The sequence below is a fragment of the Thalassobellus citreus genome (assembly GCF_044385915.1).
GTDB lineage: Bacteria > Bacteroidota > Bacteroidia > Flavobacteriales > Flavobacteriaceae > Thalassobellus > Thalassobellus citreus.
In genome coordinates, this window is record NZ_JBISCC010000124.1 from 38,329 (window position 1) to 57,059 (window position 18,731).

Below are 18,731 nucleotides of genomic sequence, written 5' to 3' on the forward strand. Positions count from 1 at the left end.
AATGAGTAAAAAAACTAATTATTCGTATGTAGGTATTGCTTTTGTTATTTTGGTTTTTGGAATCATTTTTATTCCAAAAATAGTTGATAGAATTACTAATGGCGATGTTATTAGAAATGAAAGTAGAAGCGATTTTGCCGATGATAAAAAAACAACACTTTCAGATTTATCTTTTATTAAAATTAATGGTGAACCTAAAAAAGTACCTGCTTTTTCATTCACGAATCAAGATGGTAAAATAATAACTAATAAAGATTACGAAGGTAAAGTTTATGTGGTTGAGTTCTTTTTTACAACCTGCCCTACTATTTGCCCTAGAATGAATGCAAATCTTATTCAAGTTCAAAATGCATTTAAAGATTTTGATAATTTTGGTGTGGCATCATTTACTATAAATCCAGATTACGATACGCCAGAAATTCTTAAAGCTTACGCCGATACATATGGAGTAACTAACCCAAATTGGAATTTAATGAGTGGCGATAAGGATGCTATTTATAAATTATCTAACACAGGTTTTAATATTTATGTGGGTGAAGGGGATGAATCAGCTGGAGGTTTCGAGCATTCAGGAAACTTTGCTCTTATAGATAAAAATGGTTTTATTCGCTCTAGAAAAGATGATTTTGGAAACCCAATTATTTATTATAGAGGTATTGCTTCAGAAGAAGAAAAAGTAGATGATGATGGAGAAACAGAACAAATTAGTGCATTAAAAGAAGATATAAAAAAGTTGCTAAATGAGTAATTCAAAAGAAATATTAGACGACAAAAAATACAATAAATTAATTATTATTTTATCAATAGTTATTCCTGCTGCTGTTGCTATTCTTTTTGGTGTAAAAATAGATTTAGAGTTGCCTGTGTTTTTACCACCAATTTATGCAACTATTAACGGTATTACTTCATTAGTTTTAGTTTTAGCTGTATTTCAAATTAAAAAAGGAAACAGAAAACTGCATGAAAAACTCATGAAATTTGCGATTATATTATCGGTTTTGTTTTTAGTTATGTACGTTTTGTATCATATGACTAGCAATTCTACAAGTTATGGAGGTGATTATAAAATTTTGTATTATTTCATACTAATAAGTCATATTGTTTTATCAATTACAGTTATTCCGTTTGTACTCATAACTTATGTAAGAGCAATAACAAATAATATTGAAAAACATAAAAAGATAGCAAAAATCACATTTCCTTTGTGGTTGTATGTTGCTGTTACTGGCGTTATTGTTTATATCATGATTTCACCGTATTATATTTAAGATGAAACGTAAAATTTTCTTTTTTCTTTTTTCTTTTCTCTTTTTTATAGAGACTAATGCACAGTGCGCTATGTGTCGTGCTGTTTTAGAAAGTGAAGAAGGCCAAACAGCTGCAGAGGGGATTAATGACGGCATTGTTTACCTCATGGCTATTCCCTATATTCTTATAGCAGGAATTGGCTACTTTATTTATAGGAAGTATAATACGTTAAAAAAGTAATAAAAATTTTTTAGTATAACATTTGTAACATTTCTTTGTTTTAATAGTCTAACCTTTAAGTTCTAGAACTTAATTAATCAATCAAGAAATGTTAGAAATAAAACAACTTCACAAATCCTATCAAATAGGAGATTCTAGTTTACATGTTTTAAAAGGTATTGATCTTTCTGTAGAAGAAGGAGAAATGGTAGCAATCATGGGCTCTTCGGGTTCAGGGAAATCTACATTACTAAATATTATAGGTATGCTAGATGTAGCTGAAGAGGGTGAATACATTCTTGATGGTTTGCCTATTAAAGATCTTACCGAAAAGAAAGCAGCCGTATACAGAAATAAGTTTTTAGGATTTATTTTTCAATCTTTCAACTTAATTAATTATAAGAATGCTTTAGAAAATGTGGCTTTACCACTTTATTATCAAGGCTTAAAACGAAAGGAACGTCAAGAGTTAGCATTATTTCATTTAGAAAAAGTAGGACTAGCAGATTGGGCAGATCATTTACCTAAAGAACTTTCTGGAGGTCAAAAACAACGTGTTGCTATAGCAAGAGCCTTGGCTGCAAACCCAAAATTGTTATTGGCCGATGAGCCAACAGGAGCATTAGATACCAAGACATCTTACGAAATTATGGAATTCATTCAGCAATTAAATGATGAAGGAAAAACCATTTTAATGGTAACACATGAAGAAGATATTGCTAATATGTGTAAACGAATTGTACGTCTTCGTGATGGTGTTATCATGGAAGATAAAAAAGTAAATCAAGTTAGAGCAGAACAATATGTTTGATTTAGACCTTTGGAGGGAAATATTTCAAAGTATTAACAAAAACAGAACCAGAAGTTTACTCTCTGGTTTTACTGTGGCGTTTGCTATTTTATTATTTACTATTCTTTTTGGTATTGCAAACGGTTTACAAAACACCTTTAAAGAGGCTTTTGTTGATGACGCAACAAATTCTATATTTATTAATTCTGGAAGAACAACTAAAGCTTCAAAAGGACTTCAGGCAAACAGGCGTATCCAATTTAAGAACGAAGATTATAATTATATAAAAGACGAATTTGGTAACAAAGTAGAGTTTATTACAGGTAGGATTTATAAAAACGTATCTGCTTCTTATAGAAATGAACAAAGTACTTATGACTTAAGAGCTGTGCATCCAGATCATCAATTTTTAGAGAAAACTAAAACTTTTGAAGGACGTTATATTAATCAAAGTGATATAAAAAACAAAACAAAAGTTGTTGTTATAGGAAGATTGGTTGAAGAAGATTTGTTTGTAAAAACAACTGCATTAGGAAAGTATATAAACCTCAGTGGTGTGCTTTATAAAATAGTTGGTGTTTTTGCTGATGATGGTGGCGATAATGAAGAACGAAGAATATATATGCCAATAAGTACGGCGCAGCAAGTATATGGGAATAACGATTATATAGATCAAATAAACCTTACTTATAATCCAGAAATGAGTTATGATGAAGCTTTATCGTTTAGTAATTTAATTACAGATAAGCTTAAAGATCGATTTTCTGTAGCAAAAAGCGATCAGAGAGCCATTAGAGTGCGTAATATGGCAGAAGGCACTAAAGCTGTTGGTCAAATGACTTTTGGACTAACGGTTATTATTTTAGTAATAGGTTTCGGAACCTTAATTGCAGGAATTGTTGGTGTAAGTAATATTATGATTTTTATTGTAAAAGAACGAACAAAAGAAATAGGCATTCGTAAAGCATTAGGAGCTTCTCCTAGATCTATTGTTTTTATTGTTTTATTAGAATCTATTCTTATTACAGCTATTGCTGGCTATGTTGGCTTGTTATTAGGTGTAGGGGTTTTAGAACTCGTAGGCCCAAGTTTAGAAACGTATTTTATAAAAGACCCAGGAGTAAGCAATAGTTTGGTAATAGGTGCAACTCTTACTTTAATAGGTGCAGGAACGCTTGCCGGCTATTTACCAGCAAAAAAGGCATCAAGAATTAAACCCATTGTAGCACTAAGAAACGATTAATTATGTTTAAATTTTTATTCGACAGAGATACTTGGCAAGAAGTTTTTGATAGCTTTAGTAAAAACAAACTAAGGTCAATACTTACTATGGTAGGTGTTTGGTGGGGAATTTTATTGTTAATAGGACTTTTAGGATCCGCTAGAGGTTTAGAAAATTCATTTAATCGTTTATTTGGTGATTTTGCTACCAATAGTGTTTTTATTTGGGGAAAAACTACAAGTAAGCCTTTTAAAGGTTTTCAAGAAGGGAAACGAGTAAGGTTATCATTAACTGATGCTAAAAAAGTTGAAGAAAATGTTGAAGGTATTGAATTTGTAGTTCCTAGAAATCAGAATCAGGCACTTGTTGTTAGAAAATTTCTTTCTGGAAGTTTTAGTGTTGCAGGCGATTATCCATTGCTAGATAAAGTTGAAAAGAAAAAACTTATTCATGGGCGCTTTATTAATCAAAATGATATTAATGATAAAAAGAAAATAGCTGTTATATCTGAAGATATTTATAAGCAAGTATTTCAAAAAGATGAAGATCCTATAGGGAAATACATCCAAATAAATGGTATTAATTTTAAAGTTATTGGTTTATTTGAAGTTTCAAATATAAATATGGGGCCACCCATAGATATCCATATACCGTTTACAACATTTCAACAAATTTATAATCAAGGCGATAAAATTGGTTGGATGATGATTACAGGAAAACCAGAATATGATATTGTTCAAATTGAAAAAGATGCCACCTTATTATTAAAAAATTTAAACGGTATTCATCCAAAAGACAACCGTGCTTTTGGAAGCGCTAATGCTGGTAAAGAATTTGGAAAAGTAACAGGCTTTTTAATTGGTATGCAATTTTTAACCTGGTTTGTAGGTATAGCTACTCTAATTGCAGGGGTATTCGCCATTGGAAATATATTGCTTATTACAGTAAAAGAACGGACGAAAGAAATAGGAGTAAGACGTGCGCTTGGAGCTACACCATTTGAAATAAAAAGGCAAATAGTAGTCGAGGCAGTGTTTTTAACGTTGGTGGCAGGTTTAGTAGGTATTATAACTGGAGGTTGGATTTTAATAGGTATAGATAGCGCTTTCGGGCAAGGTAGTGATGCTGTTATAGTAAATGCATCGGTATCTATAGCAGTCGTATTTATAGCCTTAGTCATATTAGTCGTATTGGGTACTTTAATTGGGTTAATACCTGCATTTAAAGCCACAAGTATAAAACCTATAGAAGCATTAAGAGAAGAATAAACAATCAAAAAAATGAACAAAACAGTAAAAATTATTTTAATATTAGTAGCCATTTTACTACTAGCATTTGTACTAAAGTATTTTAAAGATGCCAACTCTAAAAGTGTAGAAGATTTTAAAGTAGAAGCACCTTTTTATACGTCTATAAATACAAAAGCGGTAGCGACAGGAAAATTAAATCCAGAAGAAGAAATTGAATTAAAACCTCAAATCTCAGGTATTGTAGATGAAATTCTTGTAGAGGAAGGAGATCTTGTTAAAAAGGGTGATTTAATTGCTAAAATTAGAGTCGTACCTAACGAACAAAGCTTAGTAAGTGCAAAGAGTAGAATTTCATCATCTAAGTTATCTTTTGATAATGCTAAAACTTTATATGAAAGAAATAAGGCATTATTTGAAAAAGGTGTTATTTCTCAGCAAGATTTTGAAAACAGTGAGTTGTCTTTCAATCAAGCTAAAGAATCTTTAGGACAAGCTCAGAACGATTATCAAATTATAAAACGTGGATCTATTTCTGGCGGTAGTTCTGCAAACACAAATATTGTTGCTCAAATCCCTGGTACCATATTAGAAATTCCAGTTAGAGAAGGCGATCAAGTTATTCAAAGTAACAATTTTAATGCAGGAACAACCATTGCTACCATTGCAGATATGAGTCATATGATTTTTGAAGGTAAAGTTGATGAAGCTGAAGTTGGTAAACTTGAAGAAGGCAAAGATATTATAGTGATACTTGGGGCTATAAATGACAAAGAGTTTCCAGCAAAATTAACCTTTGTTGCACCTAAAGGAATAGAAGAAAATGGAGCTGTACAGTTTACTGTTAAAGCAAACGTTACTATTGATGCTTCAACAAATGTAAGAGCAGGGTATAGTGCTAATGCCGAAATAGATATTGAAAGTAAAGACAGTGTTTTTGCTATTAAAGAAGCTTTACTTCAATATAATAGAATAACGGAAAAGCCTTTTGTTGAAGTACAAAAAGAAGATGGAAAATACGAAAAAGTAAATGTTAAGTTAGGATTGTCTGATGGAATTAATGTTGAAATAACAGAAGGTGTTGAAGAAGGTGATAAGATAAAAGTCTGGAACAAAGCTTCAAAGGATGATGAAGATGAAGACGAAAATAAAAGACGCAGAGATTAATTTTAGAAATCCTAATATGAAGAATTATTTTATTGTCATACTATTATTAATAAGTGTATCGTCATTTTCACAACAAAAAAAATGGACATTACAAGAGTGTGTAAATTATGCCCTTGAAAACAATATAAAAGTAAAGCAGGGAGAAAATACATTGTTAACTAACGAGCAAAATATTATTGCTTCAAAAGGTCAGTTTTTGCCATCTGTTAGTGGTAGTGCTGGATATAATTTGGGTGTTGGTACACAGCGAATTGATATAGGTCAAAGTCAAGTAGTTGTAGATAGAACAACTAATAGTGCAAGTTTTGGATTGGGTGCAAACCAAACAGTGTTTAACGGATTTAGATTAATGAATTTGTATAAACAATCTAAGTTAAATTTAGAAATTAGTAAAATAGAATTAAATAGAATTAAGGATGATATTTCTTTAAACGTAGTAAATGCCTATTTAAATGTATTATTTAATAAAGAAAACCTTGAAACAGCTAATGCACAATTTAAGTTTAGTCAGCAACAATTAGATCAAGTAAAAAACTTAGTTGAATCAGGAGTACAACCTAGAGCAAATATTTATGATGCAGAAGCAACCTTAAGTGGTGATGCACAAAAGGTAACTATTGCTGAGAATAATTATGATTTGTCATTACTTACACTATCTCAACTATTACAAGTACCTTTTAATGGTTTTAATGTTGAAATTATAAATATAGATAGTCCTTCGGAATCATTATTATATAATAATATTACTCCAATTTTAGATTATGCAAACAAAAATAGAAATGAAATTAAAGTAGCAGAAAAAAATATTGAAAATGCTCATTTAAATACTGAAATTTCTAAAAGTGGTTTTCTGCCTACAGTATCATTAGGATATGGTTTTAATACGAATGCATTTTATTCAAATTTAACTAAAAATGAAGAAGCTTTTTTAGATCAATTGAATAATCAAAAATCACATAGCGTTAATTTAAATGTAAATATTCCTATCTTTTCAAGGTTTCAAAACAAAACAGCTGTAGCTAAATCTAAAATTCAAGAAGAGAATAGTAAGTTAAGTTTAGATCAAGCAAAATTAGATTTAGAGTCTAATATACAGCGAGCATATACTGATGCACAAGCGGCATTAAAAGCTTTTTCTGCAGCAAAAAAATCGTTAGCATCACAAGAATTAGCCTTTAATAATTCAAAAGAACGCTATGATATAGGAGTTATGACTTCTTTTGATTTAGATCAAGCTAGAGTGCGATTAATAAATGCGCAATCGTCTTTAATAAATGCTAAATATGATTTTGTTTTTAAAACCAAAGTTTTAGATTTTTACATGGGAAAATCGTTAACCAATTAGATTTTTTATTTTAACAAAATTGAAATCATAGTGATATAGTTCTTTGGTTGAGGAAATATCAGAACAAAGTGATAGTTTTGCATGGAATAATTTGAAGTTAACATGAGCACATTAATTCTTAGTATAGAAACAGCAACAACCAATTGTTCGGTATCACTTTCAAAAGACGGTGAAACAATTGTTTTAAAAGAAGATTACGATAAAGGCTATTCGCATGCCGAAAGATTGCATGTTTATATTGATGATATTTTAAAAGACGCTAAGGTTGATGCAAAAGATTTAGACGCTATAGCCATAAGTAAAGGCCCTGGGTCTTATACGGGCTTACGTATAGGCGTTTCATCGGCAAAAGGACTTTGTTTTGCTTTAGAAAAACCGTTAATATCGGTTTCTACACTAGAAGCTTTGGCGCACCAAGTGACATGTAATGATGGTGTTATTGTAGCCATGTTAGATGCTAGACGAATGGAAGTATATTCGGCTATATTCGATGCGAATTATAACCAAGTAAGAGATACAGAAGCACAAATTTTAGATGAAACATCTTTTACAGATTATCTTGAAAAAGGAAAGGTTTATTTTATAGGTAATGGTGTTGAAAAAACAAAAGGATTAATCAATCACCAGAATGCCATTTTTATTGAAGATAAATTGCCATCTGCAAACGAAATGGGTTTATTAGCTTATAATAAATACAAAAAAAGCGACACCGAAGATGTCGCTTATTTTGAGCCTTATTATTTAAAAGATTTTGTGGCTTTAAAGCCAAAACCTAAAAATTAAGCTTGTTTGTGTATTTCAACTTGGTGTGGGTAAGGAATTTCAATACCTGCAGTATCAAGTGCTTCTTTTACATTTTCGGTAACATCAAAGTATACATCCCAATAATCAGCAGCATTACACCAAGGTCTTACTGCAAAGTTTACTGAACTATCTGCTAACTCAGATACATTAACAGTAGGTTCAGGTGTTTTTAAAACTTTAGGGTGCGATGTTAAAACATTCATTAGAACCTCTTTGGTTTTTTTAATATCAGAATCATAGCTAACACCAAACGTTAAATCTACACGACGCGTACCTTCAGTAGTATAATTAATAATATTTCCGTTTGATAATGATCCATTTGGAATGATGATTTCTCTATTTGATAAGCCCGTAAGTTTGGTTGTAAAAATTTCAATTTCTTTAACAACACCAAGTTCTCCTTGAGCTTCAATTAAATCACCAATTTTAATAGGTTTAAAAATCATGATTAAAACACCACCTGCAAAATTACCTAACGAACCTTGTAATGCCATACCAATTGCTAAACCAGCAGCAGCTAAAATAGCAGCAAACGAAGTGGTTTCTACTCCCATAGTACCAAGTACTACAACAATTAAAACGATTTTTAAAATCCAACTTAATAAGTTTAATAAAAATTTTTGTAAGCTTTCGTCATAGTCTTTTTTAGACATTAATTTTTTGGTGGTTTTTATAAGTTTTTTTATAACCCATGAACCAATAATCCAAATAACAATAGCTCCAATAATTTTTAGCCCATATTGCAATGCAAGTTCAATCCATTTTTCTGTGTCAATGTTTTCTAAATTCATATAAATTTTAAAGTTAAATTAGATATACAAAATTAAAACTATTATAATTTTTAGCCTTGAAAATTCTACTAAAAAAAACAGCTTATTAAAGCGAATATAGCAGGAACGGCTTGTATATAAATAGTTTAATTTGCTTTGTGGAATAAGACCCATAAATACCTGCGATAGTCACACAAATAAGAAAAAATATAGCAATTTTTATATCATTTTGAATGATAGCGAATATTAAGCCTGTAGCTAAAAAGCCATTATACAAACCTTGGTTAGCTGCCAATACTTTTGTTTGTTCTGCAAACTCTTTAGATTTTAACCCAAATGATTTCATGCCTTTTGGTTTGGTCCATAAAAACATTTCCAATATTAAAAAGTAAAAATGTTCTAAAGCAACTAAGGCTATTAAAAAGATGGTTATTGTATTCATTCTTTTAATAATTTTATAGCTTGGTTTACTTCAGAAACTGGGAGTTTACAGGCTCTGTTTACACATACGTAAATAAAGGTTTCGTTTGGAGAAAATCTGTTTTCTAATAGAGGCATTTTACTTTCTGAAGAACTTCCTGCAATAAGTTTATTAGGAATATAGGTTTTGTTTAACTCCATTATTTTTTGTTTTGCATCATTTCCAACAATGGCTACTTCGTAATAAGGATTCGTATAGTTTAACATTAAATCTAACCAATTAGAATATCCCGATGGGTATTCTAGTATTTCTGGTTTCACATTATTTAACATGGTCATGGCGGTTTTTGAGAAGTGTTCGTTATCAAAGTAATGCGATAACTTAAATAGATTTTTAGCCATGATAGAATTACTAGCAGGAATCACATTATCTCTATATTCAATACTTCTAGAAACTAAAGATTTATCTTGATTAGAAGTAAAAAAGAACATATTGCTATTGGCATCATAAAAATGATCGAATGTGTAGTTTGATAAATCTCTAGCGGTGTTAAGCCATGTTTCATTTAGAGTGTTTTCATAAAGTGAAATAAATGCATCAATAGTAGCAGCATAATCTTCTAAATATCCATTTATGGCACTTTTACCATCTTTGTAACTGTGGTTTAATCCGCCGTCTTCTCGCAATTGATTCTTAATAATAAAGTTGGCATTCTTTTCTGCAGTAGCTAAATAATCGTTATTTTCTAATACGCGATAAGCATCTATATAACCTTTAAGCATTAAAGCATTCCAAGAAGTTAGTGTTTTATCATCTAATCTAGGTTTTGCTCTTTTATTTCGTTCTTTTAAAAGTGTAGATTTCCATTCTTTTACTTTTTCATTTAAAAAGGTATTGGATATGCTATGTTTTTTTATGATTGAAGCATCATTGTCTTTTCTAATTAAAACATAATTATCAGCTTCCCAGTGTCCGTAATCATTAATGTTGTAATAGTCAGCAAATAATTCATAATCATCTTTTAAAATGACCTTTAAAGTGTTTTTAGTCCAAACATAAAAAGCACCTTCTTCAAGATGACCTTCTGTATTATTGCTATCGGCGTCTAAAGAAGAGTAAAAAGCGCCGTTCTCTGTCGTCATATCACGCTCAATATACTCTAGAGTTTGAGTAACAATATCTTTATACAATTCATTTTTAGTGATGAGGTAAGCATCTGCATACAAGCTAACTAATTGCGCATTGTCGTAAAGCATTTTCTCGAAATGTGGCACATGCCATTTAGTATCGGTTGAGTATCTAGAAAAGCCACCACCAACTTGATCAAAAACACCTCCATGAGCCATTTTTGTAAGGGTTAGGTTTACGTAGGTTTGTAATTCTTCGTTATTATTTTGATAAGCTTGCCTTAATAAAAAATGATAATTATTAGGCATCATAAATTTAGGCGATCTGTTGGCGCCTCCCAAATTGTTGTCAAATTCTTTAGACCAATTATTAACAGCAGAATCAATATCATTTTTTTCGAAAACAGGTTCGTCTGTATTTAATTCAACAACATCTAGCGATTTAATACCTTGTTCTAATTTATCGGCATATTCATAAAGTTTTTCAGGCTTTTCAGTATATAATTTTGAAATTTTATCTAAAGCATCTAGCCATTGTTCTTTCTTAAAATAAGTACCTCCCCAAACAGGTCTACCATCAGGTAAGGCAATAACATTCATTGGCCAACCGCCGCTTCCTGTCATGAGTTGAACAGCACTCATATAAACCTGATCTACATCCGGACGTTCTTCTCTATCTACTTTTATATTAATAAAGTTTTTGTTCATTACTTGGGCTACTAAGCTATCTTCAAAGCTTTCATGTTCCATAACATGGCACCAATGGCAAGCTGCATAACCAACACTAATGAGTATTAATTTTTTATCAGCTTTTGCTTTTTCTAAAGTTTTATCGTTCCAAGCATTCCAGTTTACAGGATTGTGAGCGTGTTGTAATAAATACGGACTGGTTTCATTTATAAGATCGTTGGTGTATTTATGATCCATTGATTTTGAATTTTGCCCGTTACAGCTAATAAGGACTGCTAATAATAGTAATTGTAAATACTTCATGGTTTCAAAGTTAGCGAAATTTAGGTATAAAAAAAGCGTTCAGTTTATGAACGCTTTTTTATGATTTTTTATAAGTAGTTATTCTACTTCAAAAGTGATTTTTAAATTCACTCTAAATTCTGTTACTTCTCCGTCTTTTACACTAGCACTTTGATCTTGAACATATACAGAACGAATATTTTTTAAACTTTTAGAAGCGTGCTTTACTCCTTTTTTAGTAGCATCTTCCCAACTTTTTTCTGAATTAGATAAAATCTCTATTACTTTTAATACTGCCATAATTTCTGCTTTTAATTATTAAAATTAAAGTCTCTTTTGTTAGAGACAACTTCTTTTTTGACACATTAAAAAGTAAAAAGTCACATTGTCTTAGCCATTAATAGCTTCAACGGTTTCTATTTTACCAGGTAGCATTTGTTTTAAAGTGTTTTCTATTCCGCTTTTTAAAGTATATGTAGATGATGGACAACCACTACAAGCACCTTGAAGCATCACACTTACATTTTTACTTTTGGCATCATAAGATATAAATTGAATATTTCCACCATCAGTTGCTACCGCTGGTCTTACATATTCTTCAAGTATATTTATTATTTCTTTAGATGTATCATCAAGACTTTCAAAATGAGAATCTATATGTGTTTCTGTCTTTTTAAGCGTTTCAGCTGCTTCAGGTAATACAATATCTTTTCCTTCTTCTATATAACTTCTAATAAATTCGCGAAGTTCTATTGTAATATCTTGCCATTCTGCTATATCGTATTTAGTAATAGACACGTAATTCTCATCAATAAATACGCTTTTTACAAACGGAAAGTGAAATAATTCCGTAGCAAGTGGCGATAATTTAGCATTATCAATTGAGGTAAATTCAAAAAGTGCTGTTACTATCTTTTTATTTGCAACAAATTTCATTACCGATGGATTCGGAGTGCTTTCAGCATATACTGTTACAGCTGTTTTCTTAGTTTCAGCTGTGTTTTCAACTACGATGCCACCATCATTTAAATAGGCTTCAATTTGTTCAGCAACTTCATTTTTTACATCGTTCCATTCAACAATATCATAGCGTTCTACAGCTATAAAATTTCCAGAGATATAAACCTTTTTTACAAATGGTAAATAGAATAATTGTTGTGCTAAAGGCGATGTTTTAGCTTCGTCTATATTATTAAATTCAAAGCTTTGATGTTGCGTTATAAATTGATTTATTTCAAACTTTATTATGGCATTATTGGTTGTTTCTTTAACAGAAACCTTGAAAGTGTTCATTTTAACTAATTTTTTACAAAAATACTAAAAGAAAACTTTAGATATCCATATATTTGAGTTTTGTTGCCCTTTTTAAAGGTTGAAAATAACGAGCTAACCTTTATTGTTTTTATGTGTAATTTTTTAATAATCAAGACGTTTATATAAAACCTAACCTACCTTGTTATAAGTTTATGAAGTTAAAAAATGTTTTTCTACTAGCTATAGCAGTGTTCTTAACAAACATTGCATTTTCCCAAGAGGGATTGCCTATCTATACAGATTATCTTACAGATAATTACTATTTAATTCATCCATCTATGGCTGGTGCTGCAAATTGTTCTAAAGTAAGATTAACAGCTCGCCAACAATGGTTTGGACAGGATGATGCACCCAAGCTTTTAACAATGAACATTAATGGTAGAATAGGAGATTCTCCTTCTGGAATTGGAGGTATCTTATATACTGATAAAAATGGGTATCACTCACAATCTGGAGCATATTTTACCTATGCACATCATTTAATGTTTTCTAGAAGTACAGCAGATTTAAATATGCTTTCTTTTGGTTTAAGCGCTGGTGTTATTCAATATAAACTAGATGAAACTACTTTTTTGTTTGATGGACCAGATCCAATTATTGAAGGTATTGTACAAAGTGCTACAAACTTTAATATAGATTTCGGGTTCTCATACAATTACTTAGATTATTATGTACATGGTACAGTAAAAAATGTGCTTAAAAATGCTGGCGTTAATAACGATATAGAAATTACTAGTAATTTGAGACGTTATTTACTTTCTGTAGGAGGTGTTTTTGGGAAGTTTGGAAGTACATGGAGTTATGAACCTTCTATAATGTTTCAATATAAAGATGGAACAAAAGAAGCTTCTATAGATTTTAATGCCAAAGCATACAAACAAATGGATTTTGGAAAGATTTGGGGCGGATTGTCATATAGAACAAGTTTTGATGGTGCTCAATTTTTAACTAGTTCAGGAGCTGTTGATAGTCAAAAATTGCAGCAAATAACACCAATTATTGGAGTAAATTATAATGAGTTTATGTTTGCTTACAACTATACCTATCAAAATAATTCTGTAGTATTTACTAGTGGTGGCTTCCATCAATTTACTTTAGGGTATAATTTTGCTTGTAAGCGAGAAAAGTATAGCTGTAATTGTCCTGCTGTAAATTAAAAAGGCCCATTTTTAAAAACGAGCCTCTTTATATTATTTCCAAGTATATTTTTTCTTTTTAGCCTGTTCTTTAATAGCTTTAGTCATGGCATTTTCTAAACCATTTGTGTTTTCTGTTTTATGTTCAGCAATATAGACTTTACGTTTTGCGTCTAATTCTTGAATCTTTTTTTGAATATGTTCACGTTCTTTTCGTTTTGTATCAACGTAAGCTTTAATTTCATTGGCCGATTTTCCTTTAAGTTCTTCTGGTAAAACATCATCTTTAAGGTCTTCAATAACAACTTCATCTAGTGTTTCAGCATCTACTAAATCCCAAGTTTGGTTTTTATATAAATGCGAACTTTTACTTACTGTTCTACTTACAGCATTCGATTTACTTAAATAACCTGCTTTAGAATCTTGTTCTGCTTGTAATGCTCTTTTGTCTTTTCCTTTTGAACCATAAATAACATAGGTTTTATTTAATTTTTTATTTAAAATAAGAATTTCATCATCAAAAGGAGACGCAATATATACGGTTTTACGGTTCTGATTGATGGCCATATAATCACCATTCGTTAATTGTGCGCCATCTTTCCATGAACTTGAAATACCTTGGTTATAATCACCGCAAAAAATAGTATTTATAGTAACATCTCTTTCTTTAGCATTTGTAGAAGCATCTTTATAATTTGTTTTCCCTTGTGTAAAAGGCTCGTTACCAGCAATGAAGATTAGTTTTAAATCATCAGGATTATTACCCCAATTTAATTGGTTTAATGATGTTTGTATAACCTGTCCGCAATATTCTTCGCCTCCATTAGTAGTTAATGAAAATAATTCTTTAGATATTTCATCTAAATCATCACTAAATGCTAATACTTTTTTAATATAGCCTTCATCACCGTTTAATCGGTCGTTTCCATATTCATACAAAGCAATTTGTAAATTAGGTTTTTGATTACCACATTTAGCATAAGATAGCTCATTAACTATTTCCCAAAGTTGTGCTTTGGCTTGGTCTATTAACCCGTCCATACTATTACTGGTGTCTAGTAATAGCGCTACTTTAATATACTGCTTATTTGGGGTGTGATTGATGGTTTTGTTTTCAGGAGTATTAATAGCTTGTTTTTTGTTGTTAGCATGACAAGCTGTAAGGCTTATTAAAGCGATGCTAAATAGGAATGTTTTAAAATGTGTTTTCATAAGATTGTTTTTTGATTAATACTGTAAAACTAAAACCAACCTTTTCTATAAAAAAAGTAAAATGAGTGAAGTAGACGTATAAATGAGTAAAGTGAATTTTTGAATGTGTAAAGCAGACTTTTTAGGTCTATATGGAGCTGTTTTTGTGTCATATTCATTTTAATATACCAAGTAAAGTGCGTAAGTTTATCAATATAAAATAGTAGATGAAATTATTTTTAAAACATATATGGTTTATAGGTATTGTATTTAGTACCACTGTTTTTTTTGCGCAAGAAAATGCCAATGAAACGATAGAACCAAGGTTTTCGGTTAGAGGTTCTGTAATTGAAAGCGATACCAGAGATGCTATACCAAATGTAAATATTGAAGTTAATGGAGGTGGGTATACAACTACCGATATGTTTGGAGATTTTAGAATAGAAGTAAAAAAGGGAGACGAACTTACTATTAGACATAAAGATTTTGAAACCGTTTATTATACCATACAAAGTAATGACCGTATTATAGTAGAAGTGCAACCGAATAAATCTGATAAGTATAAAAGCAAATTTTCAAAATCTAGAATTCCAATATTTAAATCGCTTATAGATTCTGCCGATACTTATTTAAAGAAAGATGCAAAAAAAAGTATTCAATTTGTAGCTGATGCTTTATTAGAAAGTAATTCTGTAAAGGATAATAGTGAAGCTTATGAGGTTTTAGGCGATATTTATATGTACTGGAAACAATACGATTTAGCTGTTTCAAATTATAGAATTAGTATTCAAAATAGAGAAACTAATGCCGTTAATTTAAAGCTAGCTAACGCCTATAAGCTCAATAAAAACTATCAAGAAAGTTTACAAACCTATAATGATATTAATAAAAAGGAACTTTCTAATTGGCAATTAGTGTCTTTGTATGAAGGATTAGGAGATGTGTATCTTTTAACAAAGTCTTACGAGCTTTCTGTTAAGTCATATAAAGAAGGATTGAAGTTAGCACAAAAACATTTAATTACACCTAAAATAACCGATTTAAACTCAAAAATTGCTCAAACTTATAATGATAAAGGGGAGGTTGATGAGGCAGAAGGTTATTTTAAAAAATCATTAAAATTAGCTAATACAGAAAACAAAAAACGATCTGTTGAAGAGAAAATTAAAGTAGCAGATTTTGAAAATGCAAATAGTAATTATTCTGATGAAATTCAATTAAGAAAAGAAGCCTTAAATACTATTAGTGAATTAAAAGATTCTATTATTGATAATGAAAGTCCATTAACAATTCAAAAACAGAACTATAAAATAGGTAATGCCTATGCCTTACAAAATGATTTTCCTAATGCTATTTCTTATTTAGAAAAAAGTATTGCTGAAGCTGATAAAAAGGAAGATATTATTGTACAAAAAGATGCCACCAGAAAACTATCTGATGTATATCGGGATGCAGGAGATTATAAAAAAGCATTAAGTATTTATCAAGAATACGTAAGTCTTGTAGACAAAGTTTATATTAAAAAAGAACAAGAAATATCGCAAGCAGCCAGATTTAGTAAAGACATTGTAAGTAAACAAAATAGAATTACAAGCTTAGAAAGCGATAGAGAATTGTCTGAAAGTAAATATCAATTAACAACAGAGCAAGCAAAAAGACAAAAGCTAATTATTTATTCACTAATTGGCGGTTTAATTTTATTGTTGATTGCAGCTTTTTTAATGATAAAATATATAAAACAACAACGTTTAGCAAATAATTTATTGGCTTTAAAAAGTTTGAGAAGTCAAATGAATCCACATTTTATTTTTAATGCATTAAACTCGGTAAATAGCTTTATAGCTTCTAATGACGAGCGAACAGCTAATAGATATTTAACCGATTTCTCATTACTCATGCGTGCTGTTTTAGAAAATAGCGAAGAAGATTTTATTCCGTTAAAAAAAGAAATAGAACTCTTGCAATTATATACCAAATTAGAACATTTTAGATTTCAAGATAAGTTTGATTATAATATTCATGTTGATGAGCATATTAATATTAGCGATTTTGTAATTCCACCAATGCTTTTACAACCTTACATTGAAAATGCCGTTTGGCATGGGTTGCGTTATAAGAAAACAAAAGGGCTTTTAGAAATAAGTATTACACAATTTAAAACAGATGAAATTGTTATTACAATTACCGATGATGGTATTGGGCGACAAAAATCGAAAGCTTTAAAAACTGAGAATCAGCAAAAACAAAACTCAAAAGGCATGGGTAATATTAAAAAACGGGTTTCTATTTTAAATGATATGTATAAAGATAAAGTAGATGTGTTTATTGACGATTTTCAAGATGAAGAAGATACAGGTACTAAAGTTGTTGTAACACTTAAAAAGGATTAAATGAAACTAACCTCAATCATAGTTGAAGACGAAGAAACAAGTAGAGATATTTTAAAAAATTATCTCAAAAAATATTGCCCCAATGTCCATGTTATAGGAGAAGCATCAAACATTGAAGAGGCCTTAGTTTTAATTAGGAATAACGATTTAGATCTGGTGTTTCTTGATGTAGAAATGCCTTATGGAAATGCTTTCGATTTATTAGATAAAGTTGGTGATGTTAATTTTGAAACAATATTTGTCACGGCCTATAATCATTATGCAATTGATGCTTTAAATGCGCATGCTTCCTATTATTTAATGAAACCTATTTCTATAGACGAACTTATAAAAGCCGTCGATTATGTTACCGAAATTAAAACGAAAGAAGACGCGCTTCAAGATGAGGTTTTAATACCAAAAACAAATAGTGTTCATGGTAAAATAACCATCCCTCAACAAAACGGATTTGAAGTTATTAATACAGCCGATATTTTGTATTGTAAAGCCGATGATAATTATACAGATATTTACCTAAATAATAATAAGAAGAAACTGGTAAGTAAAACACTGAAATATTTTGAAGACGCTCTAAACAATGCTAATTTTGTACGTGTACATAAATCGTATTTAGTAAACGTAAACGAAGTGGTTAAATACCTAAAAGGAAAAGGAGGAAGCGTGATACTAAGTAACGGACAAGAAATTATGGTATCTGCATCAAAGAAATCAGATTTATTATCATATTTTAAGTAAGTATTTTTTTGTTATTCCCGTGAAGACGGGAATCTCATAAATAGTGTAAAAACAATAAGATTTCCACTTTTGTGGAAATGAAAAACATATTAATTATGCCAGTAATAAAACCAGTAAAAGGAAAATCACCAGAAATACCAGACGATTGTTTTATAGCCGAAAACGCAACTATAGTTGGAGATGTTGTAATGGGAAGCGAGTGTAGTGTTTGGTTTAGCGCCGTAGTTAGAGGCGATGTAAACTATATAAAAATGGGTAATAAAGTAAACATTCAAGATGGTGCTGTTATACATGCTACATACAAAACTGCTCCAACTACCATAGGTAATAATGTATCTATAGGGCATAATGCTTTAGTACATGGCTGTACAATTCACGATAATGTTTTGGTGGGTATGGGAAGTATTATTATGGACGATTGTGTTGTAGAAAGCAATAGTATTATTGCAGCAGGTGCTGTATTAACTCAAAACACACATGTAGAATCTGGTAGTATTTATGCCGGTGTTCCAGCAAAAAAAATAAAAGATATTAGTCAAGAATTAATATCTGGGCAAATAGATAGAATTGCTAATAATTATATAAAATATTCTAGTTGGTTTAAGGAGTAGTAATTGTTAAAGTAACTAGAGT

General features: G+C 30.4%; 19 protein-coding genes. 13 read left to right on the forward strand and 6 right to left on the reverse strand.

Translation table 11 applies throughout. The features are described 5' to 3' along the window. The first annotated feature begins 1 nt into the window (after position 1). The 9 genes from ACH5TX_RS09075 to tsaB all read left to right on the forward strand — a co-directional run bounded on the left by ACH5TX_RS09075 (position 2) and on the right by tsaB (position 8,021). The gene (locus ACH5TX_RS09075; protein WP_439339188.1) at positions 2-748 is read left to right on the forward strand and encodes an SCO family protein; all 747 of its coding nucleotides are present in this window, start codon (positions 2-4) and stop codon (positions 746-748) included. Continuing rightward, positions 741-1,268 (forward strand): DUF420 domain-containing protein, encoded by a 528-nt coding sequence (locus ACH5TX_RS09080; protein WP_439339189.1) that lies wholly within the window; start codon positions 741-743, stop codon positions 1,266-1,268. Before ACH5TX_RS09075 ends, ACH5TX_RS09080 begins: the two co-directional genes overlap by 8 nt. Position 1,269: 1 nt before the next feature. After that, positions 1,270-1,488, forward strand: coding sequence for a hypothetical protein (locus ACH5TX_RS09085; protein WP_439339190.1), 219 nt, complete (start codon positions 1,270-1,272; stop codon positions 1,486-1,488). Between the two features lie 88 nt (positions 1,489-1,576). Next, the gene (locus ACH5TX_RS09090; RefSeq protein ID WP_439339191.1) at positions 1,577-2,278 is read left to right on the forward strand and encodes an ABC transporter ATP-binding protein; all 702 of its coding nucleotides are present in this window, start codon (positions 1,577-1,579) and stop codon (positions 2,276-2,278) included. Further along, positions 2,271-3,500: an ABC transporter permease gene (locus ACH5TX_RS09095; RefSeq protein WP_439339192.1), complete on the forward strand. Its 1,230-nt coding sequence runs from the start codon at positions 2,271-2,273 to the stop codon at positions 3,498-3,500. The genes ACH5TX_RS09090 and ACH5TX_RS09095 overlap by 8 nt, the downstream gene beginning before the upstream one ends. A 2-nt stretch (positions 3,501-3,502) precedes the next feature. After that, positions 3,503-4,747, forward strand: coding sequence for an ABC transporter permease (locus tag ACH5TX_RS09100; RefSeq protein ID WP_439339193.1), 1,245 nt, complete (start codon positions 3,503-3,505; stop codon positions 4,745-4,747). A gap of 12 nt (positions 4,748-4,759) precedes the next feature. Beyond that, positions 4,760-5,893, forward strand: a complete 1,134-nt coding sequence (locus ACH5TX_RS09105) for an efflux RND transporter periplasmic adaptor subunit (RefSeq protein WP_439339194.1) — start codon at positions 4,760-4,762, stop codon at positions 5,891-5,893. Continuing rightward, positions 5,862-7,238 (forward strand): TolC family protein, encoded by a 1,377-nt coding sequence (locus ACH5TX_RS09110; protein ID WP_439339195.1) that lies wholly within the window; start codon positions 5,862-5,864, stop codon positions 7,236-7,238. The genes ACH5TX_RS09105 and ACH5TX_RS09110 overlap by 32 nt, the downstream gene beginning before the upstream one ends. Positions 7,239-7,340: 102 nt before the next feature. Continuing rightward, positions 7,341-8,021 (forward strand): tRNA (adenosine(37)-N6)-threonylcarbamoyltransferase complex dimerization subunit type 1 TsaB, encoded by a 681-nt coding sequence (gene tsaB, locus ACH5TX_RS09115; RefSeq protein ID WP_439339196.1) that lies wholly within the window; start codon positions 7,341-7,343, stop codon positions 8,019-8,021. Here the strand turns inward: tsaB and ACH5TX_RS09120 are convergent. The 5 genes from ACH5TX_RS09120 to ACH5TX_RS09140 all read right to left on the reverse strand — a co-directional run bounded on the left by ACH5TX_RS09120 (position 8,018) and on the right by ACH5TX_RS09140 (position 12,625). Then, positions 8,018-8,833, reverse strand: coding sequence for a mechanosensitive ion channel family protein (locus ACH5TX_RS09120; RefSeq protein WP_439339197.1), 816 nt, complete (start codon positions 8,831-8,833; stop codon positions 8,018-8,020). The genes tsaB and ACH5TX_RS09120 overlap by 4 nt on opposite strands. 85 nt (positions 8,834-8,918) lie before the next feature. Next, positions 8,919-9,254, reverse strand: a complete 336-nt coding sequence (locus ACH5TX_RS09125; RefSeq protein ID WP_439339198.1) for a DUF1304 domain-containing protein — start codon at positions 9,252-9,254, stop codon at positions 8,919-8,921. Then, positions 9,251-11,287 carry a thioredoxin domain-containing protein gene (locus tag ACH5TX_RS09130; RefSeq protein ID WP_439339427.1) on the reverse strand — a complete coding sequence of 679 codons (2,037 nt, stop codon included), beginning with the start codon at positions 11,285-11,287 and terminating at the stop codon, positions 9,251-9,253. The genes ACH5TX_RS09125 and ACH5TX_RS09130 overlap by 4 nt, the downstream gene beginning before the upstream one ends. Before the next feature lie 144 nt (positions 11,288-11,431). Then, positions 11,432-11,632, reverse strand: a complete 201-nt coding sequence (locus ACH5TX_RS09135; protein ID WP_439339199.1) for a dodecin family protein — start codon at positions 11,630-11,632, stop codon at positions 11,432-11,434. Positions 11,633-11,722: 90 nt separating this feature from the next. Next, on the reverse strand, positions 11,723-12,625 hold the full coding sequence (locus ACH5TX_RS09140) for a NifU family protein (RefSeq protein WP_439339200.1): 903 nt from the start codon (positions 12,623-12,625) through the stop codon (positions 11,723-11,725). A 173-nt stretch (positions 12,626-12,798) separates the two neighbouring features. Between ACH5TX_RS09140 and ACH5TX_RS09145 the strand changes: the two genes are divergently transcribed. Beyond that, complete coding sequence (locus ACH5TX_RS09145; RefSeq protein WP_439339201.1) at positions 12,799-13,803, forward strand: PorP/SprF family type IX secretion system membrane protein; 1,005 nt, start codon at positions 12,799-12,801, stop codon at positions 13,801-13,803. A 33-nt stretch (positions 13,804-13,836) separates the two neighbouring features. On the opposite strand, the gene ACH5TX_RS09150 is transcribed toward ACH5TX_RS09145, so the two are convergent. Next, positions 13,837-14,994, reverse strand: coding sequence for a vWA domain-containing protein (locus tag ACH5TX_RS09150; protein ID WP_439339202.1), 1,158 nt, complete (start codon positions 14,992-14,994; stop codon positions 13,837-13,839). A gap of 206 nt (positions 14,995-15,200) precedes the next feature. On the opposite strand from ACH5TX_RS09150, the gene ACH5TX_RS09155 reads away from it, so the two are divergent. The 3 genes from ACH5TX_RS09155 to ACH5TX_RS09165 all read left to right on the forward strand — a co-directional run bounded on the left by ACH5TX_RS09155 (position 15,201) and on the right by ACH5TX_RS09165 (position 18,709). Next, a complete protein-coding gene (locus ACH5TX_RS09155) occupies positions 15,201-17,363 on the forward strand; it encodes a tetratricopeptide repeat-containing sensor histidine kinase (protein WP_439339203.1) in 2,163 nt (720 codons plus the stop codon). Next, the gene (locus ACH5TX_RS09160; protein WP_439339204.1) at positions 17,364-18,098 is read left to right on the forward strand and encodes a LytR/AlgR family response regulator transcription factor; all 735 of its coding nucleotides are present in this window, start codon (positions 17,364-17,366) and stop codon (positions 18,096-18,098) included. 95 nt (positions 18,099-18,193) lie between these two features. Then, positions 18,194-18,709 carry a gamma carbonic anhydrase family protein gene (locus tag ACH5TX_RS09165; protein ID WP_439339205.1) on the forward strand — a complete coding sequence of 172 codons (516 nt, stop codon included), beginning with the start codon at positions 18,194-18,196 and terminating at the stop codon, positions 18,707-18,709. The last annotated feature ends 22 nt before the right edge of the window (positions 18,710-18,731 follow it).